The organism is Nocardiopsis alkaliphila YIM 80379 (assembly GCF_000341005.1).
GTDB lineage: Bacteria > Actinomycetota > Actinomycetes > Streptosporangiales > Streptosporangiaceae > Nocardiopsis > Nocardiopsis alkaliphila.
Window position 1 is genome coordinate 1 of the sequence record NZ_ANBD01000099.1, and the last position, 13,324, is coordinate 13,324.

A 13,324-nucleotide genomic window follows, 5' to 3' on the forward strand; every position below is an offset into this window, starting at 1 on the left:
CCCCGCCCGGGTCTTCGCCATCACCGAAGCCGGACGTGACGCCTTCGTCCACGCCTACGACGACCTCGCGGCCGGTGCGTTGCGCTTCCTGGCGCGAAACGCCGGCCCCGAGGCCGTCGGTGAGTTCGCCCGTAGCCAGGTCGCGGACCTGGAGCGGCGCTACAAGCCCCTGCTGGACGCCGCCCCCGCCGAACAGCGGGTTCGGTTGCTGGCCGAGGCACTCTCCAACGATGGTTACGCCGCCAGTGCGGGCCAGGCGCCCGCTCCCGGCGGTGGTGACCAATTGTGCCAACACCACTGCCCCGTCGCGCACGTGGCCGCCGAGTTCCCGCAGCTCTGCGAAGCAGAGATCGAGGCCTTCGCGCGGCTGCTGGGCACCCCGGTGCGCAGGTTGGCCACCATCGCCCACGGCGATGGTGTGTGCACCACTCACGTCACCCCCCGAGGTGACGTGGCGGGCGGGGAGAAACACGCCCCCGCGACCACCAGCGCCCGCCACGCGGCGGGCGGAGGATCGCAACACAAGGACGTTTGAGTCCAGGAGGAGTCCGCGCACATGACTTCTGTCGCGCACCCCGAGCTCGAAGGGCTCGGAACATATGAGTACGGCTGGGCCGACTCCGACGCGGCCGGGGCCTCGGCCCGTCGCGGCCTGAACGAAGAGGTCGTTCGGGACATCTCATCGAAGAAGGACGAGCCGGAGTGGATGACCAAGCTCCGCCTCAAGTCGCTCAAGCTCTTCGACAAGAAGCCCATGCCCGACTGGGGCGCGGACCTGTCCAAGATCGACTTCGACAACATCAAGTACTTCGTGCGGTCCACGGAGAAGCAGGCCACCTCTTGGGAGGACCTGCCCGAGGACATCAAGAACACCTACGACAGGCTGGGCATCCCCGAGGCGGAGAAGCAGCGCTTGGTCGCCGGTGTGGCCGCCCAGTACGAGTCAGAGGTCGTCTACCACCAGATCCGTGAGGACCTGGAGGAACAGGGTGTCCTCTTCCTGGACACCGACACGGCCCTGAAGGAGCACCCGGAGATCTTCGAGGAGTACTTCGGCTCCGTCATCCCGCCCGGCGACAACAAGTTCGCCGCGCTCAACACCGCCGTGTGGAGTGGTGGGTCCTTCATCTACGTGCCCAAGAACGTGCACGTGGAGATCCCGCTCCAGGCCTACTTCCGGATCAACACCGAGAACATGGGCCAGTTCGAGCGGACGCTGATCATCGTCGACGAGGGCGCCTACGTCCACTACGTCGAGGGCTGCACCGCGCCGATCTACAAGACGGACTCGCTGCACTCGGCCGTCGTGGAGATCATCGTCAAGAAGAACGCGCGCTGCCGTTACACGACCATCCAGAACTGGTCGAACAACGTCTTCAACCTGGTCACCAAGCGCGCCATCGCCGAAGAGGGCGCCACCATGGAGTGGGTCGACGGCAACATCGGCTCCCAGGTCACCATGAAGTACCCGGCCGTGTACCTGATGGGCGAGCACGCCAACGGCGAGACCCTGTCCATCGCCTTCGCCGGTGAGGGCCAGCACCAGGACACCGGCGCCAAGATGGTGCACTGCGCACCCAACACCACCTCCAAGGTCGTGTCCAAGTCGGTGGCGCGCGGCGGCGGCCGTTCCTCCTACCGTGGCCTGATCCAGGTCCAGGAGGGTGCCCACTACGCCAAGTCCTCGGTGGAGTGCGACGCCCTGCTGATCGACACGATCAGCCGTTCCGACACCTACCCCTACAACGACCTGCGCGAGGACGACGTCGAGCTCGCGCACGAGGCCACCGTCTCCAAGGTCAGCGAGGACCAGCTCTTCTACCTGATGAGCAGGGGCATGGGCGAGGAAGAGGCCATGGCCATGGTCGTTCGAGGATTCGTGGAGCCCATCGCACGGGAGCTCCCGATGGAGTACGCGCTGGAGCTGAACCGTCTGATCGAGCTCCAGATGGAAGGATCGGTGGGTTGATGACGACCGCTAACACGGAACCCAAGGCGCACAGCCACGGCCTGGGGCAGATCCCGGTCTCCAAGCTGGACACGCACGGTTCCCACGACGTGAACGACTTCCCCATCCCCAACGGGCGGGAAGAGGAGTGGCGCTTCACGCCGCTGCGCCGCCTCAAGGGACTGCACGACTGGAAGGGCACGGCCGACGGCACCGACGAAACGGTCGTCGACGCGCCCGAGGGCGTCACCGTCGAGACGGTGGGCCGCGAGGACGAGCGTCTGGGCACCGCGGGCCTTCCCGTGGACCGGGTGATCGCGCAGGCCTACAGCGCCTTCGAGCAGGCCACGGTCGTCACCGTGCCGCGCTCGCTGGTCTCCGACAAGCCGATCACGATCGACCGCAAGGGCTTGGGCGGCACCGCCTTCGAGCAGCTGGTCATCGACGTCCAGCCGCTGGCCGAGGTCACCGTGATCATCACCAACACCGGCAGTGGTGTGCGCGCGGGCAGCCTCGACGTCCACGTCGGCGAGGGCGCCAAGCTCAACCTGGTCAGTCTCCAGGAATGGGACTCCGACGCCGTCGAGGTCAGCCAGCACAACGCGCGGGTCGGCAAGGACGCCAGCTTCAAGTCGGTCATCATCACCCTGGGCGGCGACCTGGTCCGCCTGTCGCCGCGGGTGTCCTACACCGGCCGGGGCGGCAACGCCGAACTGTACGGTCTCTACTTCGCCGGTGACGATCAGCACCACGAGCACCGGTCGCTGATCGACCACAACCTGTCCAACACCCGCTCCCGGGTGGACTACAAGGGTGCGCTCAGCGGCGCCGGGGCCCACACCGTCTGGATCGGTGACGTCATCATCGGCGAGGGCACCGAGGGCACCGACTCCTACGAGAACAACCGCAACCTGCAGCTCACCGACGACACCCGTGTGGACTCCGTTCCCAACCTGGAGATCTTCACCGGTGAGGTGCAAGGGGCCGGGCACGCCAGCGCCAGCGGGCGATTGGACGACATCCACCTCTTCTACCTGCGCTCGCGCGGGATCCCGGAGGAGGAGGCGCGTCGCCTGATCATCCGTGGCTACTTCCTGGACATCGTCAACCGGATCGATGACCAGGACCTGCGCGACCACGTCATGGAGAAGGTCGAGCGAAAGCTTGCCGCACATGAGTGAGACGCAGGGTTGGACCAAGGTCGCCGAACTCGACGAGATCCCCCAGGACGGCGTTCTGGGGATCGAGACCGACGACGAGACGCCCATCGCGCTGGTGCGCACCGAGGGTGAGGTCTACGCGCTGCGAGACGAGTGCTCGCACGCGGAGGTACGCCTGTCGGAGGGCGAGGTCGAGGACGGCACCATCGAGTGCTGGCTCCACGGGTCCTGCTTCGACCTGAAGTCGGGGTCGCCGCTCAACCCGCCCGCGACCAAGCCGGTCCCCACCTACGACGTGAAGATCGACGGCGACGACGTGCTCGTGTCGCTGGATGAGAAGAATTCCTGAGGCCTGAAATGACGAAGTTCGAAATCCGCGGTCTGCGCGCCGACGTCCTCATCAGCGAGGACGAGCGGCAGGAGATCCTCAAGGGCGTTGACCTGACCATCAACTCCGGTGAGACCCACGCCATCATGGGCCCCAACGGCTCCGGCAAGTCCACCCTGGCCTACGCCGTCGCCGGCCACCCGCGCTACGAGATCACCGACGGTGAGGTCCTCCTCGACGGTGAGAACGTCCTGGAGATGGAGGTGGACGAGCGGGCCCGCGCCGGTGTGTTCCTGGCCATGCAGTACCCGGTCGAGGTTCCGGGTGTGTCCATGTCCAACTTCCTGCGCAGCTCGGTCACCTCGGTGCGTGGCGAGGCCCCCAAGCTCCGTCAGTTCTCCAAGGAACTGCAGGGCGCGATGAAGAACCTGGCCATCGACCCCTCCTTCGCCGCCCGCGGCGTCAACGAGGGCTTCTCCGGCGGTGAGAAGAAGCGCCACGAGATCCTTCAGCTGGAGCTGCTCAAGCCCAAGGTCGCGATCCTGGACGAGACCGACTCCGGCCTGGACGTCGACGCGCTCAAGGTCGTCTCCGAGGGCATCAACCGCGCCCAGAACGAGAACGACATGGGCGTCATGCTCATCACGCACTACACCCGTATCCTCGAGTACGTCAAGCCCGACCACGTGCACGTCTTCGCCGATGGCCGTATCGCCGAGTCCGGTGGCCCCGAGCTGGCACAGGTGCTGGAGTCCGAGGGCTACGAGCGTTTCGTGAAGGTGGGCGCGTAGCACATGACCACAGTCCGCGAGTTCGGTGGGGCCGAGATGGGCCTGCTCGACGTCGCGGCGATCCGGGAGGACTTTCCGATCCTGTCCCGGACCGTCCGCGACGGACGGCCGCTGGTGTACCTCGATTCCGGGGCCACTTCGCAAAAACCCCGTCAGGTGCTGGACGCCGAGCGTGAGTTCTACGAACGCCACAACGCGGCGGTGCATCGAGGCGCGCACCAGCTCGCGGAGGAGGCCACCGACGCCTACGAGGCGGCCCGAGAGACCATCGCGTCCTTCATCGGTGCCGACTCCGGCGAGGTGGTGTTCACCAAGAACGCCACCGAGGCGGTCAACCTGGTCGCGTACGCGATGAGCAACGCGGCCACCGCCGACGAGCCTCTACGCCGGTTCCAGGTGGGTCCGGGCGATGAGATCGTCGTCACCGAGATGGAGCACCACGCCAACCTGGTGCCCTGGCAGCAGTTGTGTCAGCGCACCGGCGCCACGCTGCGCTGGTTCTCGGTGACCGACGAGGGTCGTCTGGACCTGTCGGATCTGGACGAACTGGTCAACGAACGCACCAAGCTGGTCGCGTTCGCGCACCAGTCCAACGTGTTGGGCACGGTGAACCCGGTCGCGACCATCACCGCCCGGGCCCGCCAGGTCGGTGCCCTGGTGCTGCTGGACGCCTGCCAGTCGGTGCCGCACATGCCGGTGGACGTGGCCGCGCTGGACGTGGACTTCCTCGCCTTCTCAGGGCACAAGATGCTCGGTCCCAACGGGATCGGTGTGCTCTGGGGGCGCAGGGAGCTCCTCGCCACCATGCCGCCGTTCATCAGCGGTGGTTCGATGATCGGCGTGGTGCACATGACCCACTCCACCTGGGCGGACCCGCCTCAGCGATTCGAGGCCGGTGTGCCGATGGCCCCGCAGGCCGTCGGTTTGGCCGCGGCCTGTGACTACCTGTCCAAGGTGGGCATGGAGCAGGTCGCCGCGCACGAGCACGCGCTCACCGAGTACGCCCTCGAAAAGGTGGGCGAGATCGAGGGCGTGCGTATCGTGGGTCCGACCGAGGCCGTGGACCGGGGCGGCGCGGTGTCGTTCGTGGTGGACGACATCCACCCGCACGACCTGGGCCAGGTCCTGGACGACAAGGGCGTCGAGGTGCGGGTGGGCCACCACTGCGCTTGGCCGCTGCACCGCAAGCTCGGTATCGTCGCCACCACGAGGGCGTCCTTCTACCTCTACAACACGATGGAGGACGTGGACGCGCTCGCGGAGGCCATCCGGGCCGCCCAGAGGTTCTTCGGGACCCGGGCCTAGGAACGAGGATTCTGCCTGACCATGCAGTTGGACGCCATGTACCAGGAGATCATCCTGGACCACTACCGGAATCCGCACCACAAAGGGTTGCGGGATCCGCACGACGCCGAGGCCCATCACATCAACCCCACCTGTGGGGACGAAGTGACGCTTCGCGTGAGGCTGGCCCCCGAGTCCGGTGCCGAGCTGGACGAGAAGGCGATCGTCAGCGACGTCTCCTACGAGGGAATGGGCTGCTCGATCAGCCAGGCCAGTACCTCGGTGCTCACCGACCTGCTGATCGGCAAGTCGGTGGACGAGGGGATGCGGACCCTGGACGCGTTCACCGAGATGATGCAGTCCAAGGGCAAGGGTGAGCCCGACGAGGACGTGCTGGAGGACGCCGTGGCGTTCGTCGGTGTGTCCAAGTACCCGGCCCGGATCAAGTGCGCCCTGTTGGGGTGGATGGCCTGGAAGGACGCGGTCTCGCAGTCCTTGGACAAGGAAGGCGCCTGAATGAGCGAGAACGAGAGCACGACGACCACCGAGACCGCCGAGAAGCCCGAGACCGCTCCGCTCACCCCTGAGCAGGAGGAGCTGGCCGAGGAGATCGGCGAGGCCCTCAAGGACGTGATCGACCCCGAACTCGGGGTGAACATCGTCGACCTGGGCCTGTTGTACGGGGTGAACGCCGACGACGAGTCGATCACCCTGGACATGACCCTGACCAGCGCGGCCTGCCCGCTGACCGACGTGATCGAGGACCAGGCCACCAGTGCCTTGGACGAGTTCGAGCGCGACGTCAAGATCAACTGGGTCTGGATGCCGCCGTGGGGTCCGGACAAGATCACCGACGACGGTCGGGACCAGCTGCGCATGCTGGGCTTCAACGTCTGATTCGAACGGACGTGCGTAGGGCCGAGGCCTTGGGGTCTCGGCCCTTTCGTGTGCCCGCCCCTTCCCTGGTGGGCCCGAGGTCGGCCTACCGTTGGATCGGCCGTTGGGGCGAGGGGATCGGTGACGACCGGTCGGGTCCGGGGCACGAGTCCAGGTCCGCGGTCGGACACGTTCCGATCGCGGACCTGGCGTTTCCTCGAGGACTCGCGCCGTCCGGTGGGGTCAGTGGGCGGCGAACGTGCCCGAACGCAGTTCTCCGGCGATGTCGTCGTCGCCGCGCAGGCTCAGCACGTCCAACAGGGCCTGAGGATCGGATAGCGACTCGTCGCCGTTGTCGGTGATGCGGCGGGACAGGATCTTCAAGGCCTCCTCCGTGGTGGCCGGGGCGGTGTAGCCGATCAGGTGCAGCGCTCGCGCGTAGGGCGGATGGCCGCTCAGGTCGCTCGCGGGGAGTTTGCGGGCGTCCAGACGATCGCCGGAGACCGTGATGAAGATGCGATCGCCCGGCTGAGCCGCCTGCCTGCGCAGGAGCGGGCGCAGCGAGTCGAAGGCCGGCTGGGCGCGCCAGACCAGTACCAACAGGTCCGCGCCGGGAGCGGTCAAGCACAGCAGCCGACCCGGCTGCAACCCCAAGTGGGTGGCGTAACCGGCGGGGACGGCCACCGGAGCGCCGTTGAGGTGGTCGGCGGTGATGTCGATGCGGTGCCACCAGCGCCCATCCGGAGCCCTGAAACAACGGGCCGACATGGCCGGTTCGCCTGCCCTGGGGCGCGGCCGTGGTGGGTGCGCAGCCGGAACCTGGGGGAGACCGAACGGGGGAGTGGTCGCAGTGGCGGGCGGGAAGGATCCCTGAACGGGCCCAGGCCCTTGTTGGTGGATCGGCTTGGGCTCGTTCTGCTGGGGCGGTTCCACAGGGGCGTCGGGGCGACGTCGGATCGGTAGTCCGTTCTCAGTGGTGGCCCCGGACCCGTCGGGGGAATGGCCGCCGGCGGAGGACTCCATGGGCACCGAGGTGTCCACGTGCACGCGCCCCTCGTGCAGGCTCACCCCCGGGGTGCTCAGCAACCAGGCACGCAGTTCCTGTTGGCGGATGCCGATCCGCCCCAGACGGATGCCCGCCTCGGTGAGGTCTGGAGCGTCGGTGAGCAGCTCCCGGGTCTGTTCGCGCAGACGGTTGGGGTCATCGGCGATGAGCCAACCGTTGTGCATGCGCCGGTCGGTGAACAGGGTGATGACCACCCGCCACAGCGGAGTATGCAACGTGGGAACGTCCACCGGGTGGTCCGGATGAGCGTTGATGAGCCGGTCGATGGTGGTCGCCGACCCCAACTGTTCGGACAACTCGCGCAGGTGCTTGGTGATGGTGGCGCCCTCGGGGGAAGAGAGCCAGCGCAGCAGGTGTTCTTCGACCGTGCGCTGGGCGCCGCGGATCTCGGTGACGTCCACCGCGATCTGTTCCGAGAGCACCCGGATACTGATGGGGTCGGTGGCGAAGAGCCGTTCGGCGGCCACGGTCCGTTCCAGTTCGGTCCAGGAACGGAACATCTCCTCGACCGAATCCACCAGGGGGTGGCGGCCCAGTTCGTGTACGACGGGGCGTTCCTCGGCTTGTTCGGGGCGCGGTTTGGGGCGGCTGAAGCTGGGGCGGCGCAAGGTGCGTCCCGGGCCCAACAAGGAACTGCGGAACTGCGAACGTAGGTCGCTCACGCCGTCGTCGATGGGTTTCTCAGGGCCGGGGTCGCCGGCACCGCCCGGGATCATCGCGGCCGAGCTCACCATGCCGCTCAGGGGGGTCTCCGAGGGGGAGGGAGCGGAACCGGGGAAAGGCGCCATCCCGGCGGGCACGGAGTCCGTGGACGGCTCTTCTTGGTCGCGCTGGGCACGCAGGGCCCGCAGCGTGCGAATGGCTCGGGTGGCCGGAGTCTGTGGCGGTGACGAATCGTTTCCGGCGTCTTGGGGGGTCTTCGACGCCTCGCTCGCGCCGGTCGCCTCGTTGAGGTAGTCGAGCGCGTTGCGCACGTGCTCGGGGGCGGAGTCGGGCAACCAGTGCGCGATGGTGCGCACGGCTTCCGACATCAACGCGGGAGAGGGGGTGGGGCCGCTAGGTAGTTCGCAGCAGGGCTGCAGGGCACGCCAGGCCACCGTGCTGATGATGTCGAGGACACCGCACTGGCTCGGTTGCCAGTCGCGGATCTGCTGAGGGCTGGCGGAGATGAGGTGTTCCCAGTCGCCCGCGGTGGAGACGACCGCGCCACGGACGGGTTCGGAGAGTTCGGAACAGTCCACCGGCTGGGTGCGCAAGCTCGGCAGGAACTCCGTGAGGGGCACGTGGTCCCACTGCTCGACCGCGAGGCGGGCCAGCCCATGGGCCAGCCAGGGAGGGCCTGCGATGTCCAGGACACGGGCGATGGGCAGGGTATGCCACCAACCGTCGATCAGCCGGTCGTGTCGGAGCAGGGTTGCCACGTCCGGCGACCTCGACCAGCGCAGGGCGGGCGCGAGGTCGGCGAGGCAGATCGGAGAGACGGCGTTCATCCGCTGAGGACCTCGACCTCCTGGTGTCTGCACGTGAATTGAGGAGGAACCGCACGGGCCTTCGGTTCGATGCACCACAGTACGCGTCCTGGGCCCTGAGGGAGACGGGACCTTCGGACGCTTCGGCCGGGCCACGCGGGGACGTGGTGAGCCGGGAGCGGGGGTGCCTTGAAGCACTTCACGAGATCGTACGTGCCTGGAGCGCACATGGGTAGCCCCCACCGGTTTCGGGGGGGCGCGGCAGGGGCGGCGGCCACGGTGCGTGATCACATCACCGATGGGGATCGATGAGAAGAAACCATAGATAGTGTGATCTACGGCATAAGTGTCTTTCGGCTCTTTTCATGCCTTTTTCGCGTTCTCCTGTGCGATGGCGGGTGCGGACCGGCACCCAGGAGGAACCAGGCGAGGGCGGCCGGCGCGCTCGGCGCGTCGGCTCCGGGCGCGGGTATGCTGGACGGGCACTGTCCCCGCTCGATCCTCCTGAGGTGGCGAGTGATCGGGTGGCCGTGGTCGAACCCGGGGCGACGGTGCTCGGACATTCGCGGGTCCTCGGTACGCCGTGGCCCGTCCAGACTTCCGCAACCGCGCACCCCGACGCCCGGCAGGCGCGGGTAGTCGATCCGGATGATTGGTTGACGTGACAGACCTTGAGATGAATCCCCCCGCCGCCGGTGACACGGACAGACCGGAACTCATCCGTTCCTACGTGGCACTCGGTGACAGCATCACGGAGGGGATGGAAGACGACAGCGGGCCGGGCGGTGCCTATCGGGGTTTCGCGGACCGTCTCGCCGAACACCTGGGAAGCATGTCCCCGGACTTCCGCTACGCCAATCTCGCCGTACGAGGTCGGCGGATGAAGCACATCTTCGGCGAGCAGCTCGACCAGGCCCTGGAGTGGAAACCCGATCTGGTCACCGTGTTGGCCGGTGGTAACGACGTCCTACGCCCCGGCAACGACCTCGACGCCCTCGCCGACAAGTTCGAGTGGGGGGTGCGCCGACTGCGCGACGCGGGAATCCGTGTGGTGCTCCTGGCCGGCCACGACACCGGTTGGATCCCCGTACTGCGGCTGTACCGCGGCCGCATCGCGGTCTTCAGCATGCACATGCGCGCGGTCGCCGAACGCACCGGCACCGAGATCGTCGATCTGTGGGCGCTCAACGCCCTCAACGACCCTCGGGCCTGGAGCGATGACCGATTGCACCTCAATGGCGCCGGCCACCAGATCGTCGCGGCACGTGTGGCCGACCTGCTCGGTCACCCGCTGGGGCCGCGTGAATCCTGGGCCGACCCCTGGGCCACCCCGCCTCAGCAACTCCCGAGGATCCTGCGTCGCCGCGAGAACCGCCGTTGGGCGCGCCAATACCTCGTGCCGTGGTTGCGTCGCCGTGCGATGGGCCGTTCCTCCGGTGACGGGCGGGTGCCCCGCCGACCCGACCTGGACTACCTCCACGACGAGGAGACCCGTGAGCGTCTGCGCCGTGAGCTGAAGGAGGCCGGGGCCGACGTTCACTACAACGACTACTCGATCGACGGGACTCCGCCCACCAGCAGCCCTTCGGGGACCAAGGGCCCAGAGCCCTTGCGCTGAGCGGAGCCGGGCCAAGCGAAGACGGGGTTCGGCCGCGCCTGGAGAAGCAGGGGAATCCGGTACGGGCCCCTCCCATCCTCCGTGCGCCGGCACGGGGATCACTGCCGCGACAAGGATTGGATCAGGTCGCTGACGTGCACCACACCCAAGCACTGGCCATACGGGTTGGTCACGATGAGGTCGTCATAGACCCGCTCACGATCCTGGCCCGCCACCCGTAGCGCCGAGATGGCCGACATCCAGGCCGGGACCGTGCGTGGCGACTCCGCCAGCCGAAGAGCCGGTCGCTTGGCGTGTAGCGCGTGCCCGTAGCGTCCGGTCACCGACAGCAGGAAGCGGGTCCGGTCGATCACCCCGATCGGCCGCTCCCGGTGGTCGATCAGCACCACGCTGTTGAGGGCGGTGTTCTCGGTCAAAGCCTCCAAGACGTGCTCGCCGGTGGATTCGACGTCGAAGTCCACCGGCGGCGCCATGAACTCGGTGACCCGAGGCCCGTCGTCGGTGTCCTCCAGCGACGCGGCCACGGGTTCGGGCACCGGAGTGACCTTCTCACCGGGGCGCCAGTCCGCTTCGGTGAAGAAGGGACCACTGCCCAGCCGCACGCCGCGATCGCGTAGACGCACGATCTCCTCACTCCGGGCCACCCCGGTGGCCAGGGCGTACACGCCACTGCTCCGACCGATCCGGGCCAGACCGTCGATGATCCCACCGTTGCGCTGGTCGGTGTCGAGCCCTGAAACGAGCGTGGGGTCCAGGCGGATCAGGAAGGGCGCGGCCTCCACCACCAGATCCGGGCGGGCCATCGCGGTGCCGAGACCGCACCGGAAACCCGAGGCCCGCAGTCCGATGATTCCGGTCAGTACGGTCGACTTGGGCAGGTCGCTCAGGTCGGGGGTGAGCATGAGCGTGATGTCGCGCGGTCGCCGTCCGGTTCTGCGCAGCGCGCTCTCGACCAGGGCGGGCAGATCCGATCGCTCCGTCAGAGCCACCGAAGGCAGGGGCAATACCAAGGGTAGGAGGCTTTCCGCCCCGTTCCCGGCGCGTACCAGGGTGGCCAGCCACTCGGCGACGACCATCGCACCACGGCCGGTACCGTCAGGCCGCCCCAACCCCTCCGGGACGGGGGCGACGACCTCCACCGCCACGACGGCACCGGAGTCCAGGTCCACGATGGGACGCAGAGTCGGGGCCCGACGCGTACGCGCTCGGTGCTCGCCGGAACCGAGGGTCGGGCTGGTGTGTGGGGAACGCGGGGTGGACACGCACCCATGGTGCCCTGGGGGTGAGCCGACCTGAAGTCCTGTTCGCGGCTGTTCAACCGTTCTTGAACGATGGGACCCGGGGAGTTCATCCTTGGGCGCCCAAGACGCAGAACACGACCGTGGGCGCCACAGGTAGGTGACGCCCACGGTGGGGATGAGGCGGATACGCGCTCAGGCGCGGCGGAAGGCCACCGCGATGTTGTGGCCACCGAACCCGAAGGACTCGTTGATGGCGGCCACGTCACCGGAGGGCATCTCCCGGGGCTTGTCACGGACGATGTCCACGGCCACCTCGGGGTCGAGTTCGGTGATGTTGATGGTGGGCGGGATCTGGCCTTCGTGCAGCGCCAGGATCGTGGCGATCGATTCCACCGCGCCGGCACCGCCCAACAGGTGGCCGGTCATGGACTTGGTGGAGGTCACCGCGACCTGATCGGCGGCGGAGTCGCCCAGGGCCGCCCGGATCGCCCGAGTCTCACCGACGTCACCGGCCGGGGTGGAGGTGGCGTGCGCGTTGACGTGAACGATGTCACTGGGCTTGAGGTCGGCGTCGGTCAAAGCCTGGGTGATGGCGCGGGCCTGACCGGCTCCCTCGGGGTCGGGCATGACGATGTCGTGGGCGTCGTCGGTGTAGCCCACACCGGCGGCGTGCGCGTAGACGCGAGCACCGCGCTTGGCGGCGTGTTCGGCCGATTCCAGGACGAGGATGCCCGCGCCCTCGCCCATGACGAAGCCGTCGCGCTGGGCGTCCCAGGGGCGTGAGGCGCGTTGCGGATCGTCGTTGCGGGTCGACAGGGCCCGCATGGAGGCGAAGGAGGCGATGTTGAGCGGGTGGATCGCGGCCTCGGTGCCGCCCGCGATGACGATGTCGGCCCGGCCGGCGCGGATCATGTCGATCGCGTTGCCGATCGCCTCGGCGCTGGAGGCGCAGGCGCTGACCGGAGCGTGGGCGCCGGCGCGCGCGGTGAACTCCAAGGCCACGGCGGCCGCCGGGCTGTTGGGCATGAGCATGGGCACGGTGAACGGAGAGACCCGCTTCCAGCCCTTCTCACGGAAGGTGTCGTACTGCTCCAGGATGGTGAGGATGCCGCCGATCCCACTGGAGACGACCACGCCCAGCCGCAGGGGGTCGACCTCGGGGGCGCCGGCGTCGTCCCATGCCTCCTGGGCGGCGATGAGCGCGAACTGCTGGGTACGGTCCAGCCGGCGCAGCCGGGGGCGTGGCAGCTTCTCGGAGGGTTCCTGCGCGATCTGTCCCGCGAAGTGCACCGGGAGCTTGTCGTGCCATTCCTCCGGCAGGGTGCTGACACCGGACCGGCCATCGAGGAGCGCGGACCATGTGGTCGAGACGTCACCCCCGAGGGGGGTGGTGGCGCCGAGGCCGGTGACGACGACATCGGTCTTTGACATGAGCCGATCGCCCTTCTCGTGGGTCGTTCCCGGCTCGGGGGCCGAGAGGCGTGGCGGATGGGATCTGTCCCCCGGGTGGGGGCGGGGCCGCCGGAAGCGGAAGTGGGCTCCG

General features: G+C 68.1%; 12 protein-coding genes. 9 read left to right on the forward strand and 3 right to left on the reverse strand.

All coding sequences use genetic code 11. From position 1 onward, the window contains the following. From D472_RS25590 to D472_RS0114565, 8 genes are all read left to right on the forward strand, one after another. A partial coding sequence (locus D472_RS25590; RefSeq protein ID WP_017605213.1) for a helix-turn-helix transcriptional regulator occupies positions 1-535 on the forward strand: 535 nt, incomplete at its 5' end. A 21-nt stretch (positions 536-556) separates the two neighbouring features. Continuing rightward, the gene (gene sufB / locus D472_RS0114535) at positions 557-1,969 is read left to right on the forward strand and encodes a Fe-S cluster assembly protein SufB (protein ID WP_017605214.1); all 1,413 of its coding nucleotides are present in this window, start codon (positions 557-559) and stop codon (positions 1,967-1,969) included. After that, entirely contained in the window at positions 1,969-3,129 is a 1,161-nt protein-coding gene (gene sufD / locus D472_RS0114540) for a Fe-S cluster assembly protein SufD (RefSeq protein ID WP_017605215.1), read from the forward strand. The genes sufB and sufD overlap by 1 nt, the downstream gene beginning before the upstream one ends. Then, a complete protein-coding gene (locus tag D472_RS0114545; protein WP_017605216.1) occupies positions 3,122-3,457 on the forward strand; it encodes a non-heme iron oxygenase ferredoxin subunit in 336 nt (111 codons plus the stop codon). Before sufD ends, D472_RS0114545 begins: the two co-directional genes overlap by 8 nt. Positions 3,458-3,465: 8 nt before the next feature. After that, positions 3,466-4,227 carry a Fe-S cluster assembly ATPase SufC gene (gene sufC, locus D472_RS0114550; RefSeq protein WP_017605217.1) on the forward strand — a complete coding sequence of 254 codons (762 nt, stop codon included), beginning with the start codon at positions 3,466-3,468 and terminating at the stop codon, positions 4,225-4,227. A 3-nt stretch (positions 4,228-4,230) separates the two neighbouring features. Then, complete coding sequence (locus tag D472_RS0114555) at positions 4,231-5,532, forward strand: cysteine desulfurase (RefSeq protein ID WP_017605218.1); 1,302 nt, start codon at positions 4,231-4,233, stop codon at positions 5,530-5,532. A 21-nt stretch (positions 5,533-5,553) separates the two neighbouring features. After that, a complete protein-coding gene (gene sufU, locus D472_RS0114560) occupies positions 5,554-6,027 on the forward strand; it encodes a Fe-S cluster assembly sulfur transfer protein SufU (protein WP_017605219.1) in 474 nt (157 codons plus the stop codon). Next, complete coding sequence (locus D472_RS0114565; protein WP_017605220.1) at positions 6,028-6,408, forward strand: metal-sulfur cluster assembly factor; 381 nt, start codon at positions 6,028-6,030, stop codon at positions 6,406-6,408. A 222-nt stretch (positions 6,409-6,630) separates the two neighbouring features. Here D472_RS0114565 and D472_RS0114570 read toward each other — a convergent pair whose 3' ends face one another. Further along, positions 6,631-8,943, reverse strand: coding sequence for a hypothetical protein (locus D472_RS0114570; protein WP_017605221.1), 2,313 nt, complete (start codon positions 8,941-8,943; stop codon positions 6,631-6,633). Between the two features lie 655 nt (positions 8,944-9,598). Here D472_RS0114570 and D472_RS0114575 point away from each other — a divergent pair. Then, the gene (locus D472_RS0114575; RefSeq protein WP_017605222.1) at positions 9,599-10,540 is read left to right on the forward strand and encodes an SGNH/GDSL hydrolase family protein; all 942 of its coding nucleotides are present in this window, start codon (positions 9,599-9,601) and stop codon (positions 10,538-10,540) included. A gap of 98 nt (positions 10,541-10,638) precedes the next feature. Here the strand turns inward: D472_RS0114575 and D472_RS0114580 are convergent, their stop codons facing one another. Both D472_RS0114580 and fabF read right to left on the reverse strand, forming a co-directional pair. Then, positions 10,639-11,802: an EAL domain-containing protein gene (locus D472_RS0114580; protein WP_017605223.1), complete on the reverse strand. Its 1,164-nt coding sequence runs from the start codon at positions 11,800-11,802 to the stop codon at positions 10,639-10,641. A 171-nt stretch (positions 11,803-11,973) separates the two neighbouring features. Then, the gene (gene fabF, locus D472_RS0114585) at positions 11,974-13,212 is read right to left on the reverse strand and encodes a beta-ketoacyl-ACP synthase II (RefSeq protein ID WP_017605224.1); all 1,239 of its coding nucleotides are present in this window, start codon (positions 13,210-13,212) and stop codon (positions 11,974-11,976) included. Positions 13,213-13,324 lie beyond the last annotated feature (112 nt).